This is a genomic window from Streptomyces sp. NPDC093221, from assembly GCF_044753885.1.
Classification (GTDB): Bacteria; Actinomycetota; Actinomycetes; order Streptomycetales; family Streptomycetaceae; genus Actinacidiphila.
Map to the genome: position 1 here is coordinate 823,066 of NZ_JBIVOA010000002.1, position 25,013 is coordinate 848,078.

Annotated in this window: 23 protein-coding genes and 1 pseudogene; 7 read left to right on the forward strand and 17 right to left on the reverse strand. The window is 71.6% G+C overall.

The window, feature by feature from the left end; genetic code table 11:
• Positions 1 to 44 precede the first annotated feature (44 nt).
• The 3 genes from ACIQCJ_RS09565 to ACIQCJ_RS09575 are packed head-to-tail and all read left to right on the forward strand — an operon-like array spanning position 45 to position 3,678.
• Positions 45 to 569, forward strand: a complete 525-nt coding sequence (locus tag ACIQCJ_RS09565; protein ID WP_355347919.1) for a PadR family transcriptional regulator — start codon at positions 45 to 47, stop codon at positions 567 to 569.
• Complete coding sequence (locus tag ACIQCJ_RS09570) at positions 566 to 1,267, forward strand: ATP-binding cassette domain-containing protein (protein ID WP_391049189.1); 702 nt, start codon at positions 566 to 568, stop codon at positions 1,265 to 1,267. Before ACIQCJ_RS09565 ends, ACIQCJ_RS09570 begins: the two co-directional genes overlap by 4 nt.
• Positions 1,264 to 3,678 carry an FtsX-like permease family protein gene (locus ACIQCJ_RS09575; RefSeq protein WP_402711094.1) on the forward strand — a complete coding sequence of 805 codons (2,415 nt, stop codon included), beginning with the start codon at positions 1,264 to 1,266 and terminating at the stop codon, positions 3,676 to 3,678. The genes ACIQCJ_RS09570 and ACIQCJ_RS09575 overlap by 4 nt, the downstream gene beginning before the upstream one ends.
• A gap of 94 nt (positions 3,679 to 3,772) precedes the next feature.
• On the opposite strand, the gene ACIQCJ_RS09580 is transcribed toward ACIQCJ_RS09575, so the two are convergent.
• The 4 genes from ACIQCJ_RS09580 to ACIQCJ_RS09595 all read right to left on the reverse strand — a co-directional run bounded on the left by ACIQCJ_RS09580 (position 3,773) and on the right by ACIQCJ_RS09595 (position 9,199).
• Positions 3,773 to 5,470, reverse strand: a complete 1,698-nt coding sequence (locus ACIQCJ_RS09580; protein WP_402711095.1) for an AI-2E family transporter — start codon at positions 5,468 to 5,470, stop codon at positions 3,773 to 3,775.
• Positions 5,471 to 5,662: 192 nt separating this feature from the next.
• Positions 5,663 to 6,367: a transglycosylase SLT domain-containing protein gene (locus tag ACIQCJ_RS09585; RefSeq protein ID WP_355347907.1), complete on the reverse strand. Its 705-nt coding sequence runs from the start codon at positions 6,365 to 6,367 to the stop codon at positions 5,663 to 5,665.
• A gap of 438 nt (positions 6,368 to 6,805) precedes the next feature.
• Positions 6,806 to 8,125: a PhoH family protein gene (locus ACIQCJ_RS09590; RefSeq protein WP_355347904.1), complete on the reverse strand. Its 1,320-nt coding sequence runs from the start codon at positions 8,123 to 8,125 to the stop codon at positions 6,806 to 6,808.
• A gap of 312 nt (positions 8,126 to 8,437) precedes the next feature.
• On the reverse strand, positions 8,438 to 9,199 hold the full coding sequence (locus ACIQCJ_RS09595; RefSeq protein WP_355347900.1) for an isoprenyl transferase: 762 nt from the start codon (positions 9,197 to 9,199) through the stop codon (positions 8,438 to 8,440).
• Between the two features lie 112 nt (positions 9,200 to 9,311).
• Between ACIQCJ_RS09595 and mgrA the strand changes: the two genes are divergently transcribed.
• The gene (mgrA, locus tag ACIQCJ_RS09600) at positions 9,312 to 10,355 is read left to right on the forward strand and encodes an L-glyceraldehyde 3-phosphate reductase (protein WP_402711096.1); all 1,044 of its coding nucleotides are present in this window, start codon (positions 9,312 to 9,314) and stop codon (positions 10,353 to 10,355) included.
• 317 nt (positions 10,356 to 10,672) lie between these two features.
• Here the strand turns inward: mgrA and ACIQCJ_RS09605 are convergent, their stop codons facing one another.
• Positions 10,673 to 11,410, reverse strand: coding sequence for a prepilin peptidase (locus tag ACIQCJ_RS09605; protein WP_402711097.1), 738 nt, complete (start codon positions 11,408 to 11,410; stop codon positions 10,673 to 10,675).
• Positions 11,411 to 11,498: 88 nt separating this feature from the next.
• Between ACIQCJ_RS09605 and ACIQCJ_RS09610 the strand changes: the two genes are divergently transcribed.
• A complete protein-coding gene (locus ACIQCJ_RS09610) occupies positions 11,499 to 11,870 on the forward strand; it encodes a DUF192 domain-containing protein (RefSeq protein ID WP_401312928.1) in 372 nt (123 codons plus the stop codon).
• On the opposite strand, the gene ACIQCJ_RS09615 is transcribed toward ACIQCJ_RS09610, so the two are convergent.
• Positions 11,867 to 12,382: a hypothetical protein gene (locus ACIQCJ_RS09615; RefSeq protein ID WP_402711098.1), complete on the reverse strand. Its 516-nt coding sequence runs from the start codon at positions 12,380 to 12,382 to the stop codon at positions 11,867 to 11,869. The two genes, ACIQCJ_RS09610 and ACIQCJ_RS09615, sit on opposite strands and share 4 nt — an antisense overlap.
• 50 nt (positions 12,383 to 12,432) lie before the next feature.
• Between ACIQCJ_RS09615 and ACIQCJ_RS09620 the strand changes: the two genes are divergently transcribed.
• Complete coding sequence (locus tag ACIQCJ_RS09620) at positions 12,433 to 13,221, forward strand: GNAT family N-acetyltransferase (RefSeq protein ID WP_402711099.1); 789 nt, start codon at positions 12,433 to 12,435, stop codon at positions 13,219 to 13,221.
• A gap of 237 nt (positions 13,222 to 13,458) precedes the next feature.
• Here the strand turns inward: ACIQCJ_RS09620 and ACIQCJ_RS09625 are convergent, their stop codons facing one another.
• From ACIQCJ_RS09625 to ACIQCJ_RS09675, 11 genes and pseudogenes are all read right to left on the reverse strand, one after another.
• Positions 13,459 to 14,082, reverse strand: coding sequence for an OmpA family protein (locus ACIQCJ_RS09625; RefSeq protein WP_401312923.1), 624 nt, complete (start codon positions 14,080 to 14,082; stop codon positions 13,459 to 13,461).
• A gap of 77 nt (positions 14,083 to 14,159) precedes the next feature.
• The gene (locus ACIQCJ_RS09630) at positions 14,160 to 14,747 is read right to left on the reverse strand and encodes a hypothetical protein (RefSeq protein WP_402711100.1); all 588 of its coding nucleotides are present in this window, start codon (positions 14,745 to 14,747) and stop codon (positions 14,160 to 14,162) included.
• 31 nt (positions 14,748 to 14,778) lie between these two features.
• Positions 14,779 to 15,342, reverse strand: a pseudogene (locus ACIQCJ_RS09635) (pilus assembly protein TadG-related protein); the annotation flags it as partial.
• Positions 15,343 to 15,374: 32 nt separating this feature from the next.
• Positions 15,375 to 15,635 (reverse strand): hypothetical protein, encoded by a 261-nt coding sequence (locus ACIQCJ_RS09640; protein ID WP_355347877.1) that lies wholly within the window; start codon positions 15,633 to 15,635, stop codon positions 15,375 to 15,377.
• Between the two features lie 448 nt (positions 15,636 to 16,083).
• Positions 16,084 to 16,986: a DUF5936 domain-containing protein gene (locus tag ACIQCJ_RS09645; protein WP_355347874.1), complete on the reverse strand. Its 903-nt coding sequence runs from the start codon at positions 16,984 to 16,986 to the stop codon at positions 16,084 to 16,086.
• A 55-nt stretch (positions 16,987 to 17,041) separates the two neighbouring features.
• Positions 17,042 to 17,998, reverse strand: a complete 957-nt coding sequence (locus ACIQCJ_RS09650; RefSeq protein ID WP_391161748.1) for a type II secretion system F family protein — start codon at positions 17,996 to 17,998, stop codon at positions 17,042 to 17,044.
• A 59-nt stretch (positions 17,999 to 18,057) separates the two neighbouring features.
• Entirely contained in the window at positions 18,058 to 19,392 is a 1,335-nt protein-coding gene (locus tag ACIQCJ_RS09655) for a CpaF family protein (protein ID WP_402711101.1), read from the reverse strand.
• Positions 19,389 to 19,739 carry a TadE/TadG family type IV pilus assembly protein gene (locus tag ACIQCJ_RS09660; RefSeq protein WP_355347869.1) on the reverse strand — a complete coding sequence of 117 codons (351 nt, stop codon included), beginning with the start codon at positions 19,737 to 19,739 and terminating at the stop codon, positions 19,389 to 19,391. Before ACIQCJ_RS09660 ends, ACIQCJ_RS09655 begins: the two co-directional genes overlap by 4 nt.
• Positions 19,740 to 19,876: 137 nt before the next feature.
• Positions 19,877 to 21,445, reverse strand: a complete 1,569-nt coding sequence (locus ACIQCJ_RS09665; protein WP_355347866.1) for an AAA family ATPase — start codon at positions 21,443 to 21,445, stop codon at positions 19,877 to 19,879.
• Positions 21,442 to 22,164, reverse strand: coding sequence for a Flp pilus assembly protein CpaB (cpaB, locus tag ACIQCJ_RS09670; RefSeq protein WP_402711102.1), 723 nt, complete (start codon positions 22,162 to 22,164; stop codon positions 21,442 to 21,444). The genes ACIQCJ_RS09665 and cpaB overlap by 4 nt, the downstream gene beginning before the upstream one ends.
• A gap of 12 nt (positions 22,165 to 22,176) precedes the next feature.
• Positions 22,177 to 23,025: a hypothetical protein gene (locus ACIQCJ_RS09675; protein ID WP_402711103.1), complete on the reverse strand. Its 849-nt coding sequence runs from the start codon at positions 23,023 to 23,025 to the stop codon at positions 22,177 to 22,179.
• A 389-nt stretch (positions 23,026 to 23,414) separates the two neighbouring features.
• Between ACIQCJ_RS09675 and ACIQCJ_RS09680 the strand changes: the two genes are divergently transcribed.
• A complete protein-coding gene (locus tag ACIQCJ_RS09680; protein WP_391049374.1) occupies positions 23,415 to 24,911 on the forward strand; it encodes a glycosyl hydrolase family 18 protein in 1,497 nt (498 codons plus the stop codon).
• Positions 24,912 to 25,013 lie beyond the last annotated feature (102 nt).

Below are 25,013 nucleotides of genomic sequence, written 5' to 3' on the forward strand. Positions count from 1 at the left end.
GTGCGTATACATGGTGTGTATACCCGTGGTGTACAGTGCTCCGCATGTCAATTGGGCACACCCTGCTCGGACTCCTGGAGTCCGGCCCGCGCCACGGCTACGACCTCAAGCGCGCATTCGACGAACGGTTCGGACACGACCGCCCGCTGGCCTATGGGCAGGTCTACTCGACGATGGCCAGGCTGCTGAAGAACGGCCTGGTCGAGGTGGACGGCATAGAGCCGGGCGGCGGCCCCGAGCGCAAGCGGTACGCGATCACCGAAGCGGGGATCACGGACGTCGAGACGTGGCTGACGCAGCCGGAGAAGCCGGAGCCGTACCTCCAGACCACGCTGTACACGAAGGTCGTGCTGGCGCTGCTGACCGGCCGCCCGGCCGCCGACCTGCTCGACACCCAGCGCGCCGAGCACCTGCGGCTGATGCGCGACCTCACCCGGCGCAAGTCGGCGGGCGACCTGGCGGACCAGCTCATCTGCGACCACGCCCTGTTCCATCTGGAGGCGGATCTGCGGTGGCTGGAGCTGACCGCCGCCCGTCTCGACCAGCTCGCCGCGGAGGTGGCCAAATGAACGCGTCGACCGAGCCCCGACCCGAGCCGCTGCTGGTGGCCGCGGGACTGCGCAAGGCGTACGGCCCGACCCCGGCGCTGGACGGCGCCGACTTCAGCATCAGGCCCGGCGAGGTCGTCGCGGTCATGGGCCCCTCGGGGTCGGGCAAGTCGACCCTGCTGCACTGCCTGGCCGGCATCGTGAAGGCCGACTCCGGCCAGGTGCGCTACCGGGGACGCGACCTGTCGGCCATGTCGGACGGCGAGCGCAGCGCGCTGCGCCGCGCCGACTTCGGCTTCGTCTTCCAGTTCGGCCAGCTCGTACCCGAGCTGACCTGCCTGGAGAACGTGGCGATGCCGATGCGGCTCGGCGGCGCCAAGCGCAGGCCGGCCGAGCAGCAGGCGGCGCAGTGGCTGGAGCGCCTGGAGGTCGCCGACATCGCCGACAAGCGGCCCGGCGAGGTCTCCGGCGGCCAGGGCCAGCGCGTCGCGGTGGCGCGCGCGCTGGTCGGCGGCCCGCGGGTCGTCTTCGCCGACGAGCCGACCGGCGCGCTGGACTCGCTCAACGGCGAGCGGGTGATGCGGCTGCTGACCGACGCCGCGCACGACACCCGCGCCGCCGTCGTCCTGGTCACCCACGAAGCGCGGGTGGCCGCCTACTCCGACCGGGAGATCGTCGTGCGGGACGGGAAGTCGCGCGACATGGAGCGGGTGTCATGAACAGCCGCGAACCTCACGGCACCGGGGCACCGGACCAGCCGGCCGGCGTGCGGACCTGGGCGCGCGACCTCGCGCTCGGCGCGCGTTTCGCGGCGGGCGGCGGACGCGAGGGCTGGACCCGTACGGTGCTGACCGCCGTCGGCGTCGGGCTCGGCGTGGCGCTGCTGCTGCTCGCCGCCGCCGTACCGGCCATGCTGGACACGCGGGAACAGAAGCGGGTGGCCCGCGACACCTCCTCCGCCACGTTCATCGCCAAGCCGTCCGACCGCTCGCTCCTGGTGGCCGACGTCAGGACCGTCTACCGGGACTCGCAGATCGGCGGCTCGCTGCTCCAGGCCGAGGGGGCCAAGGCGCCCTCGCCGCCCGGCGTCGCCCATCTGCCGGGCGCCGGGGAGATGGTGGTCTCCCCCGCGCTGCGCAAGCTGCTGAACTCCACGCCGCTGCTGCGCGAGCGCATCCCGTACAAGATCACCGGCACCGTCGGGGAAGCCGGGCTGATGGGCCCGAGCGAGCTGCTGTACTACGCGGGCAGCGATCAGCTCACCGCCCGTGACGAGAACTACGGGCACGGCAACGCCACTCGGGTCACCTCGTACGGCTACCACGCCCCGTCCGAGGCGATGAGCCCGGTGCTGACGCTGCTGCTGGTCGTCATGCTGGTGGTGCTGCTGCTGCCGGTCGCGGTCTTCGTCGGCGCGGCGGTACGGCTGGGCGGCGAGCGGCGGGACAGGCGGCTGGCGGCGATGCGGCTGGTCGGCGCGGACATCCGGATGACCCGCAGAATCGCCGCGGGGGAAGCCCTGTTGGGGTCGCTGTTCGGGCTGGTGCTGGGCGCGGTGTTCTTCTTCACCGGTCGGCAGCTGGCCTCGCACTTCACGATCCACGACATCAGCGCCTTTCCCGCCGACATGACGCCGAACGCGGCGCTCACCACGCTGATCGTGCTGGCGGTCCCGGTGGCGGCCGTCGCCGTGACCCTGGTCAGCCTGCGCGGCACGGCGATCGAACCGCTCGGCGTGGTCCGCCAGGGGCTCGGCCGGCGCCGCACCCTGTGGTGGCGGCTGCTGGTGCCGCTGGTCGGCATCGGCCTGCTGGTCCCGCTGTTCGGTTCGGTCAACGGCAGCGACGCGCATGTCAACGAGTACCAGACCGCGGCGGGCGCGGTGCTGCTGCTGTTCGGTGTCACCACGGTGCTGCCCTGGGTCGTGGAGGCCGTCGTCGGACGGCTGCGCGGCGGGCCGGTCGCCTGGCAACTGGCCACCCGCAGGCTCCAGTTGAACAGCAACGGATCGGCGCGGATGGTCAGCGGCGTCACGGTCGCGGTCGCCGGGGCCATCGCGCTCCAGATGCTCTTCGCGGGCGTCAACGACACCTTCGTGCACTCCACGGGCGCCGACACGTCCCGTATCCAGGCCACCGTCAGCGCGCCGACCGCCGACGCGCGGCAGGCGGTCGACTACACCGCGAAGGTCCGGGCGACGCCCGGCGTGGCGCGGGCGTACGGCTTCATCGACACGCGGGCCACGCAGCCGGACGCCAGCAAGCTCGGCCCCGACGCCGAGACCGCCTACATCCCGCTGCTGGTCGCCGACTGCGACACGCTGCGGCAGATGGCCGACGTCGGCTCCTGCGGGGCGGGCAGCGTCTACATCGTGCCCAACAACGAGCAGTGGGGCGCGTCGTCCAACGCGGACCTGGCCAAGTACGCCAAGCCCGGCAAGCGCCTCGACCTCAACACCGGCGCCCTGCCGTACACCGGCGCTCCGCGGCTGTGGACGGTCCCGTCCGACGCCCGTTCGGTCACGGCGCGGACCGACCCGCGCGGTCAGACCAACTGGGGCGTCCTGCTGACCCCCGAGGCCGTCGACCAGTCGAAGCTGGCCGATCCCACGGCCGTCGTCATGGTCAACCTCGACGCGGGCAAGCGGGACGCGGTGGAGTACCTGCGCAACACCGGGGCCGCGCTCGGCCCGACGGTCACCGTCTCGGCCGTGAGCGACAGCACCACGCAGACGCAGTACGGCCAGTTGCGGCGCGGCCTGTTCGTGGGCGCGGCCATCACCATGGCGCTGATCGGCGCCAGCCTGCTGGTCACGATGCTGGAGCAGCTCCGCGACCGCAAGAAGCTGCTCGCCGTCCTGGTCGCCTTCGGCACCCGGCGCACCGCCCTGGCCTGGTCGGTGCTGTGGCAGACGGCCATTCCGATGGCGCTCGGCCTGGTCCTCGCCTGTGTCGGCGGGCTCGGGCTCGGTGCCGCGCTCCTGGCGATGGTCGGCCGTGCGTTCCACGTCGACTGGGCGATCGTCGCCCAGATGTCGGCGATCGGCGCGTCCGTCGTCCTGGCCGTCACCCTCCTCAGCCTGCCGCCGCTGTGGCGGCTGATGCGGCCGGACGGTCTGCGGACCGAATAGGCCGAAGGCCGAAGGGCGAACGACGCGACCGCCCCCGCGTCCGGAGGGGGGACGCGGGGGCGGTCGGAGGCGGGGGGCGGTCGCGGGGGCGCTGTTAGGCGGACGCGCCCTCGTGAGTGTGGTCGTCCTCGTGGGAGGGGTCCCGGTCGTCCGGGCCGGGACCGCTCGGGCCGGGGCCGCTCGGGCCGGGGCCGCTCGGGCCGGGGCCGCTCGGGCCGGGGCCCTCAGGACCGGAACCCTCGGGACCGGAACCCTCAGGGCCGGGGCCCTCAGGACCGGAACCCCCAGGACCGGAGCCCTCGGGGCCGGGGCCGTCCGGTGTCGGGCCGCCCGAGGCCGGGGCCTCCGGGTCCGCCGGGGGCTGACGGGTGGTGACCGGGGCGATCTCGTAGGCCGTCGCGCCGTGCGGACCGGCTGCGGCCGCCGCCCGCTCCTTGGTGTGGGCCCTGAGGTAGCCGACCACCGTGTTGCCGACCGCGACCAGCGGCACGGCGACGACGGCGCCGCCGATGCCCGCGATCATCGAACCGGCGGCGACGGACAGGACGACGGCCAGCGGGTGGACGCGGACGGCGCGGCCGAGGATGAAGGGCTGGAGGATGTGCCCCTCGATCTGCTGGACGGCGAGCACGACGACCAGCACCATCAGCGCGGTGAACGGCCCCTGGGTGACCAGGGCCACGACGACCGCGATGAAGCCGGAGGCGACGGCGCCGACCAGCGGCACGAAGGACGACAGGAAGATGACCACGGCCAGCGGCACGGCCATCGGCACGCCGAGGAAGAAGATGCCGACGCCGATGAAGATGGCGTCGATGAGGGCGACTATCACCGTGCCGCGCACGTACAGGGTGAGGGTGCGCCAGGCGCGCGGACCGGCGCCGGCCAGCCCGTCCCTGGCCGCGTCGGGGAACAGCTTGAGGAACCAGTTCCAGATGTTCGGCCCGTCGTAGAGCAGGAACAGCGTGCTGAACATCGCCAGCAGTATGCCGGTGAGCAGTTCGACGATGACGGTGACGCCCTGGAGCCCGGCGTCGGTCAGCGCCTTGGTGTTGGAGCCGATCGCTTCCTGGAGGTTCTTGGCGACCTGGTTGATCTGGTCGTCGGTGACGTGGAAGGGGCTGTTGAGCAGCCACTTCTTCACCTCGTTGACGCCGTCCTGGAGGCTGGTCGACAGATTGCTGATGTTGTCCATCACCTGCCAGACCACGAACCAGCCGACCAGGCCCATGATGACGAAGCCGCCGACGAAGACCATGGCCGTCGCCACCCCGCGCGGCACACCGCGCCGCTTGAGGCGGGCGACGAACGGCTGGAGCAGCGCGGTGATCAGCAGGCCGGCGGTGAAGGCCAGCACCACGAGCTGTACGGCGCCGATCACCCGCATCAGCACCCAGACGGTGCCCGCGAGCACCAGCAGCCGCCAGCCGACCTCGGCGCCGACGCGCATGCTCCACGGCACGGCCGACACCGGATCGGGCTGCGGCGCGCGCGGCGCGGGCACGACGACGACGGGCGGGGGCGCGACGGCCCCGCCTCCCGCACCGGCGGCCTTCGCCGTACGCTTCCCGCCGCCCGGTTCGGAGGCCGCGTCGGGCGTGTCGGCCTCCCGGTCCGTACCGGCGGAGGGGTCGGTGGCGGGAGCGGCGTCCGAGGAGTCGCGGCGCGGGTCCTCGATCGCGGCGCCGACGCCGCGGCTCGCGTTCACCGCCGCCTGGCGTTCGTCGATCCGTCCGGCGATATTGGCCAGCCCGGAGGCCAGTACGGCGCTCCAGTGGCGCTTGTCCGGCATTGCTCTCCCCTGACCCCGTCGACCATCTGTGGAACTGCTGAGAATGACGATGTTATTCGCGAGGAGGGTTGCCTCCCACATCCTCCCCGCGCCTACCCCGTTCCGGGACACGCACAAGCCCCCGGCCCTGAGGGCTCGGGGGCTTGCGGAGAGATACCGCGCACTGCCGCCTGACGGCTGGGCGCCGTCGGCTCAGTAGTAGTTGTGACTCTGCCAGAACGACCAGGCGCCGCAGGGGCTGCCGTACCGGCTGTTCATGTAGTTGAGGCCCCACTTTATCTGCGTGGCCGGATTGGTCCGCCAGTCCGAGGCGACCGAGGCCATCTTCGAACCGGGGTTGGACTGAACCAGGCCGTACGCCCCGGAGGAGGGGTTGGTCGCCGTGTAGTTCCAGCCGCTCTCGCGGGAGACGATGTTGGAGAAGCACGCGAACTGGTCGCCGCCGACGATGGTCTGCGCCATCGCCTTGACCTGCGCCACCGTGTACGAGGCCGTGACGGGGAACGTGGCACGTGAGTCGCCACCGCCCCGGCTGGCGGCCTCTTCGAGCTTGCGCTGCTTCTCCTTGGCAGCCGCCTCGTCCGCCGCCTTCTTCTTGGCGGCGGCGTCCTTGGCCGCCTGGACGCGGGCGGTCTGCTCAGCGGACTGCCGGGCCGTGGCATCGGCGGCGTCCGACTGCGCCTGCACCTGCTCGGTCAGCGAAGCCTGCTGAATCTGCTGCCCAGCGGGAATGTCCGCAAGGAGGGTCGTCGTGCCGGCTGCTTCGACAGGCTCGGAAGAGCCCTGGTCGGCGCCCGACGCGACGCCTACGACGGCGCCCACAGTGGTGACCGCAGTGGCCGAAGCCACCGCGAGTCCCCGGACCGAGATCCGGCTCACACGGTTTCCTTCCAGCATCGCCCGATGGGTGACCTCACGGACGAAATCGTGCCCCTGGCACGGTCCCCTTCCTGCCGGTCCGCCAATACGGGCCGGTCGGTCACGGGGGCACTGGCCCGGTGCGAACTCCCGGAGGAGTCCCGCGTGGTGCTCGGGCGGCTCATGGCGGTCGATGTGGATTTGTGTGGAGCTGCTCTTCCCACGCCCCTGAAGGTGTAGGAGTGCCATAAGCGGGGCCTGACAGCCTCACACCCTGCCGTACGCGGACGCCGCGCGGCAATTTCCGGTTGAGTGGCAAAGCTCACACGCTGCGGAGGAGGGTAAATCCGAGCGGCGGACCCCGTAAAACGCTAGGCTGCTGCGCCCTTCACGCCGGGCGCAGCAGCCTCAACTCACGCTATCACTCAGTAAATCCGGACACTTCAGGCCCCCCGCCATTCGGGGGCCGGGCCCCGGTCAGGCCCCGCCGTCCTCCAGCATCTCGGTGACGAGAGCGGCGATCGGCGACCGCTCGGAGCGGTTGAGGGTGATGTGGGCGAACAGCGGATGGCCCTTCAGCTTCTCCACCACCGCCACGACACCGTCGTAACGGCCCACCCGGAGGTTGTCGCGCTGCGCCACGTCGTGGGTGAGGACCACCCGCGATCCGGCGCCGATCCGCGACAGGACGGTCAGCAGGACGTTCCGCTCCAGCGACTGGGCCTCGTCGACGATCACGAAGGCGTCGTGCAGCGAACGGCCCCTGATGTGGGTCAGCGGCAGCACTTCCAGCATGCCGCGCGCCACGACCTCCTCGATGACCTCCTTGGACGTCACGGCCGACAGCGTGTCGAAGACGGCCTGAGCCCAGGGGCTCATCTTCTCCGCCTCGCTGCCGGGCAGGTAGCCCAGCTCCTGGCCGCCGACCGCGTACAGCGGCCGGAAGACCATCACCTTGCGGTGCTGACGGCGCTCCAGGACGGCTTCGAGGCCCGCGCACAGGGCCAGCGCGGACTTGCCGGTACCCGCGCGCCCGCCCATCGACACGATGCCGACGTCGGGGTCGAGCAGCAGATCGAGCGCGATCCGCTGTTCCGCGCTGCGGCCGTGGATGCCGAACGCCTCGCGGTCGCCGCGCACCAGCCGCACCCGGCCGTCCTCGGTGACCCGGCCCAGCGCCTTGCCGCGCTCGGACTGGAGCACCAGGCCGGTGTGCACCGGCAGCTCGGCCGCTTCGGGCAGCGCGATGGACTCCTCCGCGAAGAGGGTGTCCACCTCGTCCGCCCCGACCAGCAGTTCCTCCATTCCCGTCCAGCCCGAGGTGATCGCCAGCTCGGCCCGGTACTCCTCGGCCAGCAGGCCGACGGAGGACGCCTTCACCCGCAGCGGCAGATCCTTGGAGACGACGGTGACGTCGTACCCCTCGGCCTGCAGATTGCGGGCGACCGCCAGAATGCGCGAGTCGTTGTCACCGAGCCGGAATCCGGCGGGGAGCACCCCGGGATCCGAGTGGTTGAGCTCGACACGCAGCGTGCCACCGACGTCACCGATCGGAATCGGTGCGTCCAGACGGCCGTAGCGGATCCGGAACTCATCCAGCAGCCGCAACGCCTGGCGGGCGAAGTAGCCGAGTTCCGGGTGGTGGCGCTTGGCTTCCAACTCCGTCACCACGACGACCGGCAGCACAACCTCGTGCTCGTCGAAGCGGGCGATGGCATTGGGGTCTGCGAGCAGCACGCTGGTGTCGAGTACGTACGTGCGCCGGTCGTTGTCACGGCGATTCTTGCTGGTCACCACGTGTGGACGAACCCCCTCGGGAGAGGTCGAACTGCGGTACCGGCAACCATGGGCCGGATGCCGGTCTCCCAGTGATATGCCCTGGAAAACCGTTGCCCATGCGAATGCATATGACAGTCATCCGACGGTCATCGCCCGGTCACCGACCGCTCACCGGCCATTACGCGGGAGAAACCGGCCTCCGCACGCCGTCGTGGAGCCCTCGCGGCACCGGATTCAGGCCGCCCCCACGCCCCCCGTACGGCCCACACCGCGCCCCGCGCGGCAGGGGCTCCACGGGGTCTTCCGTACCGGCGCGCCGGTACGGAGTCGTCAGGTGCCGTAGCGCCGGTGCCTGGCCGCGTAGTCGCGCAGCGCCCGCAGGAAGTCCACCTTGCGGAAGGCGGGCCAGAAGACCTCGCAGAAGTAGTACTCCGAGTGGGCGCTCTGCCAGAGCATGAAGCCGGACAGCCGCTGCTCCCCCGAGGTGCGGATCACCAGATCCGGGTCGGGCTGGCCGCGCGTGTAGAGGTGCTCCGAGATGTGCTCGACGTCCAGGATCTCGGCCAGGTCCTCGATGGTGGTGCCGCGCCCCGCGTGCTCGTGCAGCAGCGACCGTACGGCGTCGGCGATCTCCTGCCGGCCGCCGTAGCCCACCGCCACGTTCACCAGCAGGCCGCCGAGCGCGTGCGTCTCCTGCTCGGCCTCCTTGAGCACCGACTGGGTGTGCGCGGGCAGCAGGTCCATGGTGCCCACGTGGTGCACGCGCCAGCGGCCGGTCGCGGCCAGTTCGCGCACCGCGTCCTCGATGATGCCCAGCAGCGGCACCAACTGGTCGGCGGGGCGGTCCAGATTGTCGGTGGACAGCAGCCACAGCGTGACCACCTCGACACCGGTCTCCTCGCACCAGCCGAGCATTTCGGAGATCTTGTCGGCCCCGGCCCTGTGCCCCTGTTCGGGGCTGCCGCCGGACGCCTTGGCCCAGCGCCGGTTGCCGTCCAGGATCACGCCGATGTGCTTGGGGCCCTGCGCCACGTCCAGCCGGCGTTCCACCCTGCGGGAGTACAGCCCGTACACCAGGTCGCGCAGATTCATCGCACACCAGCCCCTCCTGGGCCTGTCGCCCGGCGGCCACACTACTGCGCACAAGGGCTCGCGGACGAACCGGGGAGGCGGGGCCGACACCCCCGCGTGATAAGCAGAGACCGTGAATATTCGTTCCCTTTACCGCGCCTCCGACGAGCGCTACGACTCGATGGAGTACCGCAGGACCGGCCGCAGCGGCCTCAAGCTCCCCGCCGTCTCCCTGGGTCTGTGGCACAACTTCGGCGACGACCGCACCCTGGACTCCCAGCGCGCCATCCTGCGCCGCGCGTTCGACCTCGGCGTCACGCACTTCGACCTCGCCAACAACTACGGCCCGCCGTACGGCGCCGCCGAGGCCAACTTCGGCACCCTCTTCGCCCAGGACTTCCGGCCCTACCGCGACGAACTGGTCATCTCCACCAAGGCGGGCTACGACATGTGGCCGGGACCGTACGGGGAATGGGGCTCGCGCAAGTACCTGCTGTCCTCCCTCGACCAGTCCCTGTCCCGCATGGGCCTCGACTACGTCGACATCTTCTACTCCCACCGCTTCGACCCCGACACGCCCCTCGAAGAGACGATGGGCGCGCTGGCGACCGCCGTCCAGCAGGGCAAGGCGCTCTACGTCGGCATCTCCTCGTACGGTCCCGACCGTACGCGCGAGGCCGCGCGCATCCTGCGCGAGCTGGGGGTGCCCGCGCTGATCCACCAGCCCTCGTACTCCATGATCAACCGGTGGATCGAGGACGAGGGTCTGCTGGACGTCCTGGAGGAGGAGGGCATGGGCTGCATCGGCTTCGTGCCGCTCGCCCAGGGGCTGCTGACCGACCGTTACCTCGGCGGCATTCCCGAGGGGTCGCGGGCCGCCCAGGGCAAGTCCCTCAACCCCGGCCTCGTCAACGACGAGACCATCGGCCGGCTGCGCGCCCTCAACGACATCGCCGCCGCGCGCGGCCAGTCGCTCGCCCAGCTCGCCCTGTCCTGGGTGCTGCGCGACCCCCGCGTCACCTCCGCCCTCATCGGCGCCTCCTCAGTCGCCCAGCTCGAGGCCAACGTCGCCGCCGTCGGCGCCACCCCCCTCACCGCCGAGGAGCTCTCCTCCATCGACGCGCACGCGGTGGAGCCGGAGGGGGTCAACCTCTGGTCGGTCAGCAGCGAGGCCTAGCCTGCGGCTCGCTTCCGTTTAAAGGGGGTGCCCCCTTTCGCCCCTCACCGGGCGGAGGGGGGCACCCCCCTTTCTGTCGGGGCTCGGGCCCCGGGCCCGCGGCTGCGCCGGGCGGTACGCCGCGTTTTTCAGGGGCGCGGGGAACTGCGCGGCCGGCCACGGCGATGGCTGCGCTTCACCACCGGGCCCGGAGGGGCAGTTCGGTGGTCTCCCGACCACCGGGCCGTTGGGGGCTGAGCGCGCAGTTCCCCGCGCCCCTGGGGGGGCATCGTCTTGCGGAGGGCGGGCGGACAGGGGGGCGGGGGTCTGAGGGGGGCTCAGGGGGTGAGCAGGAGGGCGGTGAGGGTGCCGAGGAGCATGAAGGGCCCGAACGGCAGTGGGGTCTTGCGGGTGGCGCGCCGAGTGGCGATGAGGGCGAGGCCGATGACGGCGCCGAGGGCGAAGCCGAGAAACGTGCCGGTGAAGACGGTGGGCCAGCCGTACCAGCCGAGGGCGAGGCCGAGGGTGGGGGCGAGTTTGACGTCGCCGAAGCCCATGCCGGCGGGGTTGACGAGGAAGAGGAGCAGGTAGACGAAGCCGACGGCGAGGGCGCCGAACAGGGCGCGCGGCCAGGAGCCCCGGTGATCGGGAAGCAGGGCGGCGAGACCGAGCAGCGCGGCGGTGCCGAAGAAGGCGGGGAAGGTGAGGACGTCCGGGAGCCGGAAGACCTTGAGGTCGACGCGGCCGAGGACGAGGCCGAGCGGCACCAGCAGGAGCCAGACGACGAGTTCGGGGTGGGCGCCCACCCTGGCGGCCAGTCCGGCGCAGGCGAGCGCGCACACGAGGGCGAGGACGACGGCGGGCCCGTAGGAGCCGTAGGAGCCGCGCTCGGCGCAGCGCGGGCAGCGCGCCGGTCCGAGCCAGCCGCGTATGCCCTCGGGCAGCGGGTGACCCTCGGGGCAGTGCGCCGCCCACGGCTCACCTGAGGGGACGGCCAACCGGTAGGCGGCGCGCGGCAGCGACAGGCCGCTGACGATTCCCCACACGGCGGCGGCCACGATCGGATAGACATGCACCGGGCCGACCGTACACGGCCGCCGCGGACCCGTAACGGGGCCCGTACCGCGTCACCTGCCGCCTGATCGAGCACCCCGGGGAGTGGCCATGCGCCGACGTTGGCGAGACGGTGACGGCACGCTGCGGACGCCCGACGCCGAGGTGCCGCTGCGGGTCGCCGCGTCGTACCGGGCGCGGACCCGCGGGCTGCTCGGCCTGGACGGGATCGAGGGCGCCCTTCTGCTGACCCCGGCCTCCAGCGTGCACACCGTACGGATGCGGTTTCCGATCGACGTCGCCTATCTGGACCGCCGGCTGCGCGTCCTGGCCGTCCGTACGATGCCGCCCGGCCGCGTCGGCCGCCCCCGGCTGCTGGCCCGGCACGTCCTGGAGGCGGAGGCGGGCGCGCTGGCGCGGTGGGGGGTGCGCAAGGGGGTGCGGCTGGAGGCGGACGTGGGAGGCGGGCCGGACAGGCCCTAGCGGTTCGGGTCGGTGGCGAATTCGATGCTGTTGATGATCCGGCGCAGCAGCATCGGGTCGGCCGCGCCGTCGGCCGTCCAGGCGCGGACGGTGACCGGGTGGCCCTCGTAGTCGTGCAGGCGGACCTCGACGCGGGCGGCGGGGCGGCCGTCGGGGGCGGCCTGGACGTAGCTGAGGACCTGGCCGGGCTGGCCGTCGAAGTCCAGCGACTCCTTGCGGGCGGTGGCGAGGGCGGTGGCCGTCGCCTTGTCGGGGGGACCGCCGGCGCCCGGATTGGCGCTGACGGCGACCTCGGCGTCCGTACGGCCGTCAGGGCCGCGCAGCACCGCCCCGCCGCGCACGTCCTGCCAGGTCTTGGGGACCGCGACCGCCAGCGGGTCGGCCCGCAGATAGCGCCAGCCGTCCGGGGCTCCGGCGCCGACCGAGCAGGCGGATTGGGTGGCCAGGACCAGGCAGGTCAGGGCGGTGCCGGTGAGCGAATACCGGCGGCTTTTCGCCGTTTTGTTCCGCATGCGGGCAATCTACGATGCGGCGGCCCGCATCTCCTTGATAGGCATGCGGAATGCCCGCGACCTCTTCCGCCCGTTCCACCCACGAGATCGGCCGCCTCCGCGACCTGCCCACCGACGACTCGCTGTGCCGCTGGGCGGCGCAGGACCTGAGCGCGGGCCGGGCCTTCGTCCGCGGCGCGGCGGTCGCGGTGGCGGCGCCGAACCTGTCGCTGCTCGACCGGCTCGCGGTCACCGGCCCCGCGGACGACGCCGTCCCGCTCGTACGCGAGGTGCTGCGCGAGGTCGGCCCGAGCTATCGGCCGCTCGGCGACCGGGAGTTGATCGACACGGTCGTACGCGCGGTGCCCTCGCTGCGGCCGGTGGCCGGTTTCGGCTGGATGGACCGTACGGGGCCGCCGGTCGGGCCCGTCCCCTCGGGCGGCGGTTCCGCGCGGTGGCTTCCGGACAGCGCCGCCCCGGAGGTGGGCGCCCTGCTGGACACCGCCTTCCCCGCCTCGTACGCCTACCCCGGCCGCCCCGGCGCGCGGGACCGGTGGGCCGGGGCCCGCGCGGACGGGCGCCTGGCCGCGGTCGCCGCGCTCACCTGGTGCGCGCCGACGGTCGGGTACGTGGCGGGGGTCGCGACCGCCGCGGCGGCGCGCGGCCGGGGGCTGGCCCGCGAGGTCTGCGCGCTCGTCGTCGCGGAGGCGCTGGCCGTTCACGGCACCGCCGCCCTGATCGTCGACGACTCCAACGCCCTGGCGCTGCGGCTCTACCGCGGCGCCCTGGCGCTGCGGCTCTACCGCGGCCTGGGGCTTGCCTACCGGCCGCTGCGGGCGGCGGGGGTGGAGACGGGCTGAGGGTGGCGTTCGCGGGGGCCCTGCGGGGGCGGCCTATGGGGGGCACGCGGGTGCGGTGCGGGCGCGGGCGCGGGACAGGCGCGAAAGCGGCACGGGCGCGAGCGCGGTGCCAGGTGCGGTGCGGGCGCGGGTGCGGGTGCGGGAAAAGAAAAACGGGCCGGTTCGCAGGGGGGGGAGAGCGAACCGGCCCGAGGGGGGGAGTTACACCGTACCGCGTCAGAGCGACCGCTCAGCACGTTACGCGGCAGGTGGCGTGAAAGTGATCTCGACGCGGCGGTTCTGGCTGCGTCCGGTTTCGGACGAATTGTCGGCAATCGGGTAGTCCTCGCCGTACCCACGGACCTGAAACGTGTGGGACGGGTCACCGGCGCTGCCCATTTCCGTTGCCAGGACTTGGTAAACGGCGTCGGCGCGTTGCTTCGAGAGCACCATGCCGTGCTCGGAGCTGCCGAGATTGTCCGTGAACCCGAACACCCGGATGGGTGACGTCACATGGCGTGCGGTGATGTCGTCCGCGATGGCCTGGATCCGCGAGGTCGCCGTGGGCGACAGCACGGCGCTGTCCTTCTTGAACAGCACCTCCGACTGGAGCGCGTAGGTGACCGTCGAGTTCGACGTCTCCTGCCGCTGCTCCGGCTGGCTCGCCTTCGTCGACGACTCGTCCGTCACGGACACGATGTCCAGCACCTTCGCCGGCGCCAGCGTCGAGCCCTCCGGCAGCCTGAGTCCTGGCGACGTCGGGTCGATCCGCACGGGGGCCGTCGGCGTGCTGTCACCGGCCGTGGGCGGCGGATTCGTGTCGGCCACGGCCGCGGTCCCCCCGGCCACCGTCCCGGCGGCCAGCACCAGCACGATCACCACACCCGCGGACAGGGCGGCCCGCTGCCCTCCGGCGCGGGATGCCGCCCCGGGCGGCGACGCGTTGCGCTTCATCGTCCTCACCCCTCCGAGAGCGTGATCTTCGCGGGCGGCATCGTCGGCAGCTCGAACGACACTTGGGTGGTGGCTTCCGGCGGGGCGGGGAACTGGGCGAAGAAGGGGCGGGATTCCTTGGGCTGGACACTCAGCAGCTTCATCGTGCACAGGCACTTGCCGTCCGTGTCGCGCAGTACGTAGTAGCGCTTCTTTCCGGCTTCGTCGACGAGGACCGCGCCCGCGACGGACGCGCCGGACGAGGACAACGCGGTCTCGTTGCCGACCCAGTTGTCCGCGTTGAAGATGTTCGTGCCGTTGTTGGTGACAACCCCCTGGACCGTGACGAATCCGCCGGAGTCCCGCACGGCCGAGTTGATGGTGACCTCGATGTCCCTCTCGCCCTTGATCTGGGCGAGGATCTGGGTCGCGGTGGCGCTCGGCGCGGCGGTGTCACCGCCGCTCGATCCAGGGTTCTTCGACGCGCTCGCGGAGGTGGACGGCTTGTTGTCCGCCTTGTCACCGCCGCCGCCTCCGCCACCGCAACCCGCCAGCGTGATGGCGGCACCGGCGGCGAACGCCACCGCAATCGTCGCCCTGTGCCCGTATCGCATCGTTCCCCGTTCCCTCATCGCTCGGCCGCCGTCACTTGCTCAAGTGGACGGTGTAGAAGGTCGACAGGTCCAGCACGAAGCCGCCCGCCGTCGGATCGACCGTCACATGGTCGCCGTTGCAAATGAATCCGATCGCGTTGCCGTCCTTGTCGCCAAGTCCGCAGCGCGGTTCGACCACCGCGGTGGCGGTGGCCTTGGCGTGCTTGGTCTCGGTGCCGTCGACCACCGAGGTGCCGACCGTGCCCAGGGTCGTGACGGAGACGGTGTATCCGAGCGGTACGCCGGAGGCCCGGCCGCAGCCGTCCGGAGCGTCCACGGCGGCGTCGTTCTGCCCGGCGTACGAGGACGCGGCAGCGCACGCCTCCGCGTCGTGCGACCCCAAATTCGCCAGCAGTTTGCCCAGTTGGACGAGGTCGCCCGAGGTCAGTGCGGCGAGGAAGTCGGCGGACGCGGCATCACGGTCCGCGCGAGCGGCGGCCAGCGCCGCCGAATCCGCCGCGGTCTGGGCGGAGTTGCGGACGACCGCGGCCTGGCCGACCGCGAAGTACGCGAAGGCCAGGAAGAACAGCGCGGCCATGGACACGATGTAGATACCGAGGGTCTGACCGCGGTCATCCCCGAACCGGCCTACTTGCCGTTTCCGGCGGTGATCTTGTCGATCATCGAGTTGATGCTGTCCTTGATCTTCGTGCCGATGTCCGTCGTCCCCGCCAGCACTCCGATGATCACCGCGATCACCACCGCGATCCCGAGATACTCGAACGACGTCTGACCCCTGTCGGCCGACCCGTCCGCCGACCGGTCGGCGATCCGGGCCGCGAGTCTGTCCGTGCGGTCGCGCAGCCAGATCTCGGTGTCCGTGTAGCGCCGGACTACCCACCTGTTCATCATCGTTCGCCCCATTCTTCGTCACCTGACGGATGCGTGCGACGGCCGCGTTCCACCTGTCGGGGTAGGTGTCCACGGCGCACCGCCTCTCGCTGGTCGTGTTGCCGTCCGCAGCGGATCGGTTCTGATTGCAGGTGCAAATATGGTTGCGAATGCAAAGGTACACCCGAACCTCGGACATCCGCAGCCCGTTCTGCGCCAATTGGCGCTTACAGCATGCCGGTTGATCACACTGTGTGGCCAGCGGATCACGGTAATCGCCAGGTCATCAACCGCTCATCTCCGGTCATCGGCCGCCATCTCCGCTCATCGTCACCGGTCACGCGCCCGCCGCGTCCGGCGGCCACGACCTTCATCCGCCCGGTCGTCCGCGCCGACACCCGCCCCATCACCCGACCCGGCGGCCGCCCCATCACCCGACCCGGCGTACGAACCGTCACCCGCCCCGTCATCCGCCGCTGCCGAAGGTGTCGCCGAACTGGATGTGGGAGCCCATGATCGTGCCGGTGATCAGCAGGATCATGGTCGCCGGGACGAGGATGGTGGTGATGACGCCGGTGGCGCGCGGGACCATGCGGGCGGCGCGGCGGCGGGCGTTCTGGGCCTCGGTGCGGCGCATGTCGTTGGCGATCTGGAGGAGGGTGCGGGCGATCGGGGCGCCCAGTTCCTCGCCCTGCTGGAGGGCGGTGACGAACTGGCCGACCTGGTCGCTGCGGTTGCGCCTGCGGAGCTGGTCGAAGGCGTCGCGGCGGCTGACGCCGACGTCCATCTGACGCAGGGCGACCCGGATCTCGTCCGACCAGGGGCCCTGGTACACGGCGTTGACGCGCTCCAGGGCCTGGCGGAAGCCGAGGCCCGCGCTGACGACGACGGCGAGGACGTCGAGGAAGTCGGGGAGGGTACGTTCGATGTCGTCGCGGCGGCGGCGGACGGCCAGCCAGATGCCGAGGTCGGCCCACCACCAGGCGTACGCGGCGAGCAACAGGGCGAGGATCCAGTGCCCTTGGACGAGCAGCAGCAGGGCCGCGAAGCCGCCGAGGCCGCCGTAGACGGCGCGGCGGGCGGCGTAGCGCTCGACGGTGAGGCCGTGCGGGTGGCCCGCGTGGTCGATCCGGGCGCGCATTTTGGCGATCCGGGCCGGGCCCATCATCCGCATCACCATCGGCGCCCAGCGGATGCCGATCCGGTCGATGGCGTTGCCGGTACGGGTCGTCCGGGTCCTGCCGACTTCCAGCGCGAGGGCCAGGTCGTCGGGGAGCTTCACGTCGGCGCGCAGGAGTGCGACGGCGTGGACGACGCCGACGACGCCCGCGGCGACGACCGCCGCCAGGACGAGGCCGATCAGGAGCATCGGGAATTCCCTCCGGTCACCGGCCGGTTGCCGCGTGAGGTGTGCACGGTCGCGGTCATACGTCGATCCTCGACATCCGGCGGATCAGCGCGAAGCCGACCACGTACAGGCCCAGGGCGACCAGGACGCAGATCCGGCCGACGGTGGAGCCGGTCATGGCGCTGAGCGAGCCCGGCATGATCTGGTTGAGGAGCAGCAGGGAGCCGATGCCGATGACCGGGACCGCGTAGGCGGTGACGGTGACCTGGGACATCTGGGTGCGGATCTCGCGCCGGGTCTCCTTGCGCTCCTCCAGGGTGACCGTGAGGTTGCGCAGCGACTCGACGACGGAGCCGCCCGCGCGGCTGGAGAGCACCAGCGTGGAGACCAGTACGACCAACTCGCGGCTGGGCAGCCGCTGTTGCAGCTCGGCCAGCGCGTCCTCGATGGAGTGGCCCACCGCCATCGCGTCCGCGACCTGCTTCAGCTCCTCGCCCGCGGGCGCGTCCAGCTCCTCCGCCGCCATGGAGACGGCGGTGCGCAGGGCGAGCCCGGCCTGGGTGGCGTTGGCCAGGACGCGTGCGAGCTCGGGGAGTTGGGCGATGAAGCGCTCGGTACGGACGCGGCGGCGCCACTCCAGGAAGCTGTACGCGGACCAGCCCGCGATGAGTGCGGCGATCGGCCCGAAGAAGGGGGCGAGGACCGCCGCGGCGAGCACCCACGCGACGAGGACGACGCCGATCGCGGCCGCGGTGAACTGACCTGGCGTCAAGTTTGTTCCGGTGGCCGCCAGTCGGGCCGCGAGGCGCTGGCCCCAGGCGTAGCGGCGTACGCGGCGGTCGAGTCCGGCGAAGGCCGATTCGCGGGGGCCGCCGCCGAAGTCGCCGGCGAGCCGGTCGACGAGCGCGGCCCGGTCGGCCCTGCCGCCGCGCCAGGCGTGGCCGCCCCACACGGCCAGTGCGAGGGCGAGCACGCTGACGCCGAGGACGAGCAGCGGGTACGGTCCCGAGGCGAATCCGGGGCTCGCTGCCAGGTGTGGGAGACCGCTGCCGGGCGGGGCCGCGACCGCCGTCAACTCTTCCGGAACGGCGCTCACTTCGCCTCCCTGCTGTCGAGTTCGAGTTCGCTCGCGCCGATGCCGAAGGCGGCGGGTACGTGTTCGCCGGACAGGTAGAGCCGCTCGGCGATCTCGCGCGGGACGGGCCGGTGTTCGTACCAGCCGCGGACGATGCGGTCGACGCCGAGCGGTTCCGCGCGGAAGCGGGTGGCGGAGGTGAGCCGGAAGACGTCACGGCCGCGGGAGGACAGGACGGCGATCTCGCCGATCCTGCGGGTGCCGTCGATGTGGCGGTTGAGCTGGACGAGGATGTCCACGGCGCTGTTGATCTGGTCGCGCAGCGCCTCGAAGGGGATCTTGACCTCGCTCATCGACGCGAGCGTCTGGAGCCTGAGCACCGCGTCCTCGGCGGAGTTGGCGTGCACGGTGGCCAGTGAGCCGTCGTGTCCTGTGGACATCGCCTGGAGCATGTCGAGGGTCTCGCCGCCGCGGACCTCACCGACGATGATCCGGTCGGGGCGCATCCGCAGCGAGTTGCGTACGAGGTCGCGAATCGTGATCCGGCCCTCGCCCTCGACGTTGGGCGGGCGCGACTCCAGCCGGATCACATGCTCCTGCTGGAGCTGGAGTTCGGCCGCGTCCTCGACCGTGATGATCCGCTCGCCGTCGGGGATCAGCCCGGACAGCGCGTTGAGCAGCGTGGTCTTGCCCGAGCCCGTACCGCCGCTGACGATGATGTTGCACTTCGCGCGCACGAACGACGAGAGCAGCAACAGCATGTGCTCGTCCAGCGTCCCGAGGCCGATCAGCTCCTGGAGCGTGTACGCGCGCGGGAAGCGGCGGATGGTGAGCGTGGGTCCGGTCAGCGACAGCGGCGGGATGATGACGTTGACGCGCTCGCCCGACGGCAGCCGGGCGTCGACCATCGGATTCGACTCGTCCACACGGCGGTTGACCGTGGAGACGATCCGCTCGATGGTCTGGAGGAGCTGTTCCGCCGACGAGAAGCGGGCGGCGACCGCCTCGACCCGGCCGCCGCGCTCGACGTAGATCTTGTCGGGGCCGTTGACCATGATCTCGGTGACGGTGGGGTCTTCGAGCAGCGGTTCCAGGATGCCGAGGCCGAGCGCCTCGTCCACCACGCGGCGGATCAGCGCGGCGCGTTCCGCCGTGGACAGCACCGGGCCCTCGCGGCTGATGATGTGGCCGAGCACCCGTTCCAGCCGGGCCCTGCGCTCGCCCGGCGCGAGCGCCGACATCTCCGCGAGGTCGATCTCCTGGAGCAGTTTCGCGCGGTAGACGGCCACCATGTGGCCTTCCTGCGTCTGCGGGGTCGCCTCTTCGACGGCGAGGCGGGCACGGAGGCTCATCGTGTCGTGTCCTCCTTCGGCATGGTGGCGGAGCGCTTCACGGGGTCGAAGAAGCTGACGCCAGGCAGGACGGACGGGACCTTCACCGTGGCCTGCGCGGTCACGGTCGTCGTGTCGGACGTCGTGAACCGGATCGTCGCGGTCAGCCAGTCGCTCACCGCCGCCTGGCCGGCCTGCTGGCCGGCCGCCTCTCCCCCGTTCGGGCCCGCCTGCGCGGCGGTCCTGGCCGCCGTACGGGCCGCTGTGCCGGCCTGTTCGCCGCAGTACGCGACGAGGCCGAGTTGGATGCCCGCGAGGGCGATCAGGAGCAGGAACGGGAGCATTCCGAGGTATTCGAGCGATGCCACTCCCCGGTCCCGGGCGGACCCGCGGTGCCTCTCGGGGGCGCCGCCCCCGAACCCGCGCCGGGAGGGCCCCGAAGGGGCGCGGGGAACCGCGCGCACGGCGGAGGTACGGGCTGCGGGAGCCCGGCGGCGGGAGCGCTTCATCGCTTGGCCGTTTCGTCCAGCGTCTTCGCGTGGCCCGAGATGGGGACGAAGTCGCCGATGCCGGGGATGAGGAGGGGCATTTTGAGGGTGACGGTCGCCGAGACGGTGCCGTCCGCGCGGCTGACCGAGGTGTCGCCTGGCCCCCACGCGCTGGGAAGGTCGCTGCTCGCGGCGGCGGAGGCGTCGGAACCCACCGCCGCGGCCCGGGCCGCCTGATCGGCGGCGTTGCCCGCGAGCGTGAAGGTGTAACCGGCCAGCACCGCCTGCCAGATGAGCAGCAGGGTGATGAGGATGATCGGCGTCATGCCGAGGGTTTCGAGGGTGACCTGGCCCCGGTCGCCGCGTTCGGACCGCTCGCGGCGCTGCTTCTTCCCGCGTGCGGCGGGCAGCGTCGCGCCGCTGACCAGGCCCAACTCCCCTGCCAGTGCCCAGATTCCGGCCTTGACGGTGGAGCGGGCGTCGAGGTCCTGGAGGCGGCCGGCGTCGATGACGGCCTGGAGTTCGCGGAATCCGGCGGGGATGACGGAGGTCGCCATGCGGGTGCCGGTGATGCGGCCGATCAGCGACGGCTGGATCTCGGTGCCGCGGGTGTGGCGGTTGACGACGGCGGTGGTGTCCTGGGGCTTGCGGATCTGGAGCCGGTCCCACATGCGGACCATGCGCTTGGCGGCGCGCACGGCGATGACGTCGGGCGTGAGCACGAGGACGGCGGCGTCGGCGACCTCGACGGCGACGGCGTTGGCGCTGGTCATCTGGGTGCCGCAGTCCACGACGACGACTTCGTAGCGCTGCCGGAGTGCGGCGAGGACGAGGCGGGCCGAGCGGTCGGTGACGTCCTCGCCGCGTTCGCCGTCGGCGGGGGCGAGCAGCAGGGCGGGGCCGGACTCGTGGACGTACATGGCGTCGTGCAGGACCCGGGAGGAGACGTCCGCGATGTCGGCGAGGTCGGCGATGGAGCGGCGGAACTGGACGTCGAGGTAGGACGCGATGTCGCCGCCCTGGAGGTCGAGGTCGACCAGGGCGGTGGAGCGGCCCGACGCGTGGGCGGCGAGGGCGAGTTGGACGGCGGTGACGGTGGTGCCGACGCCGCCCTTGGCCCCGGCGACGGCGATGAGGGTGCCGCCCGCGACGGCGGGCAGGGCGCGCTGCGGTCCGAGGTGTCTGCGGACGCCGGCCGACCAGGTGGCGGCGGCTTCGACGCGGGCGCCCAACTCGTCGTAGGAGAGCGGGAATCCGACGACGCCTCGGGCGCCGGAGTCCATGGCGGCGGCGAGCACGGCGGGGCTGGGGTCGGCGGTGAGCAGGACGACGCCGATGGCGGGGAAGCGCAGGGCGACGTCGCGGATGAGGTCGAGGGCGGGCATCGGTCCGATGCCCTCCTGCACGATGACGACCTCGGGCAGTTCGTCGATCCCGGCCTCGGCGGCGCGCGTGAGGGTTTCGAGCAGCGCCGTGGAGTCGCCGAGCGCGGGTGCCGGTTCCGCGCCGGGCAGTTGGCCGAGCAGGCCGAGCAGGGCGCGCGCGGCGTCGGGGTCGGCGGTTCCGGCGAGGATGCGTACGGTCACGGCTTGCCTCCGGTGCCGCCGTCGCCGCCAAGGGTGTACGTGCGGTCGGTCTGCGAGGGTGCGGAGCTGTCACCTGGAGCGACGAGGGCGAGGCGTACGTGTTCCGCGAACGACTCGGCGTAGGCGACGCGTTGGGCGTCCCCGGCGTTGAGCGCGAAGGTGATCGGCACGCCTTCGGTGGACAGCCGCTGGGCGTTCTCGCTCTTGTCGAAGGCCTTGATCTCGCCGACGTCGATGACCTGCGCGCCGGACACGATGATCTTCGAGACGTCGGGGTCGGTGTCCTTGCGGCCTTGGAAGGTGGCGAAGATGTTGACCCGGGCGCCGGGGGTGATCTTGCCCGCCACGCCGGTCTCGGCGTCGATCATGATGGCGATCTCCATCTGTCCGGCCTGGAGTTCGGGCCGGGCGGCGACCATGTCGGACTGGAGCAGCGAGCCTTTGCGCAGCGGCACGGCGGCGATCTTGCCCTGGAGCTGGCCGAGATCGCGTACGGCGGTGTCCGGCAGCCAGCGCTTCGGTATCCGGATCCGGTGCACCTGGGACGCGGTCAGCGCCTGGTACGCCGGTACGTCGGCGCTGAGTTCGTACGCGGTGACCTTCGGTCCGACCTGTGACCGCGCGTCGCTGACGACGGCGAGCACTCCCGCGAAGGCGGCCACCGCGCAGATCACGGAGATCACGAGGAGGACGACACCACGACGCTGACGTGAGTTCATGTGCGGGCGGACCTATCGCTTGTGGGGTTCGAGTTGGGGGCGGCGCGGTGTCTCGACCTCGCGCCCCGGCCGGGCGGCGGCGTGCTTCGCCGGAGCCGTACGATCCCCCAGCCGTGTGGCGCAGAACAAGCACTGGTCACCGATGACTTCGAGCCCGCACCAGGTGCAGGTGTCGCGCCGTACCGAGGTGACGAGTTGGTAGAGCATGCCCACATCGGCGATGTAGGCGGTGAATTCGACCAGTCGGGACGTGCCCCACCAGCGTGGGGAGTCGGTCGGCAGCGGCACTTCGCGCAGGTGCTGGGCGTGCCAGCCGCTGGCGAGCGGGCCGGTGACCCAGGCGGGGTCGACGCCCTTGCCCGCGACGGCGAGCTGTGTCTGGTAGCCGGGTCCCGGCGGTACGGTGCCCGGTTCGGCCTCGGCCAGGTACGGCTCGGGGTGCGCGACGACGGCGAAGTGCCGTCCCGGCACGAGGGACTTGACGTGGGCGCCGACGCCGACCGGGACGCGGTCGAGCTTGGCGACGGAGCCGAGCAGCGCGCCGGAGTGCAGGTAGTACGTGAGCAGCCGGGCGGCGCCCGCGAGGACGCCGGGGCCGAGGTCGGTGCCGGAGAGCTGGCGCAGTTGCTCGGCGAGCAGGGCGATGGCCAGCGGGGGCAGCGGGCTGGGGACGATCGCTATCCGGTCGGCTTCGAGGGCGGACCGCACGGTGTGCATCCGGCGCCTGGCGGGGTCGGCCGGTTCGGCCGGTGCCAGGGCGATGAGGTGCCCGTACGTGTCGAGCGCGGTCGTGGTGCGCGTCAACTGCTCTTCCAGCGAGAGCGAGAGATCGTCAGAGGTGACGGTGATGACGCTCGGCATGCGGAACCTCCCCTCCTGCGCCCGGTGGTGGCCGGTACCTGGCGATTCGCGGTCGTCAGCTTATCGATGTGTAGCGGCTTGGGTGCGGAAAGTTGCGGATCGGAAGTGGTGAACGACAGGTGTCCGGCGGAGGTCTTGACAACCGAATTGGTCTGGACCAACTTTCTCCCTGTCATCTGTTTTCTGCATGCGCTTCACATTGCTCCGCACGTCGGCACTTCAGGTCACCCGTTCACGTCCGTACGTCATGTCATGCGCCACCGCACTCCCACTACCCCCCAACTCCTTGCCCCCAGGAGGCAGTCGTGGAACGTGCATCGCACGCGAATCAAGCGAGCCATGCCCAGCACAGATCAAAGCTCGTCCGCTCGACGTTCTTCCGCCGAGGTATCGCGGGGCTGAGCGCCGCCGCGGTGATCGGCACCGGTGTCGCGCTCGTCGACATGGGCAGCGCCAGCGCCGCGACCACCAACCTCGCCGCCAACCCCGGCTTCGAGAGCGGCCTTTCCGGCTGGACCTGCACCGCGGGCAGCGGCAGCACCGTCTCCAGCCCGGTGCACTCCGGCTCCGCCGCCCTCAAGGCCACCCCGACCAGCAGCGACACCGGCCAGTGTTCCCAGGTCGTCAGCGTGCAGCCCAACTCCCAGTACACGCTCAGCGGTTGGGTGCAGGGATCGTACGTCTACCTGGGCGCGACCGGCACCGGCGGCACCGACCCGTCCACCTGGACGCCGTCGGCCTCCTCGTACCAGCAGCTCAGCGTCAGCTTCACCACCGGCGCGAACACCAAGTCCGTGACGATCTACACCCACGGCTGGTACGCGCAGCCCGCGTACTTCGCGGACGACATCTCGCTGTCGGGCCCCGGCGGTACGGGCACGACCCCGCCGACCACCCCGCCGACGACGCCTCCCACGACGCCGCCGACCACTCCCCCCACGACACCTCCCACCACCCCGCCCACGACGCCTCCCACCACGCCGCCGACCAGCCCGCCCACCAGCAGCATCCCCAAGCACGCGGTCACCGGCTACTGGCAGAACTTCAACAACGGCGCCACCGTGCAGACCATCGCGCAGGTGCAGAGCCAGTACGACATCATCGCCGTCGCCTTCGCGGACGCGACGACCACGCCCGGCGCGGTCTCGTTCACCCTCGACCCGGCGCTGAACTACAGCACCGCGCAGTTCAAGGCGGACATCGCCGCCAAGCAGGCCGCGGGCAAGAAGGTGATCATCTCCGTCGGCGGTCAGAACGGCACCATCTCGGTCCGTGACTCCGCCTCGGCCACCAACTTCGCCAACAGCGTCTACACGCTGATGCAGACGTACGGCTTCAACGGCGTCGACATCGACCTCGAGAACGGCATCGACACCACCTACATGCCGCAGGCACTGCGCGCGCTGAGCGCCAAGGCGGGCTCGTCGCTCATCATCACGATGGCGCCGCAGACCATCGACATGCTCTCGGCGGGCAGTGACTACCTCGCCACGGCGCTGAAGATCAAGGACATCCTGACCGTCGTCAACACCCAGTACTACAACAGCGGTTCGATGAACGGCTGCGACGGCGGCGTCTACAGCCAGGGCACGGTGGACTTCATCACGACCCTGGCCTGCACCGCCATCCAGGCCGGGCTCTCCCCGTCCCAGGTCGGCATCGGCACCCCGGCGTCCACCAGCGCCGCGGGCTCCGGTTACGTCAGCCCGACCGTCGTCAACAACGCGCTCGACTGCCTCGCCAAGGGCACCGGGTGCGGGACCTTCCACCCGTCCACCACCTGGCCCACCATCCGCGGGGCCATGACCTGGTCCACCAACTGGGACGCCTCGGCGGGCAACGCCTGGTCCAACAGCGTCGGGGCCCACGTGCACGGCATGCCGTAACACGGAGTCCGCTCCAAGGGGGCGCCCCCTGTCTCGCACCCGCGGGACAGGGGGCGCCCCCGACGCGTTCCCCGCGCCCCGAAAGCTCTCCTCCCGCGCGGG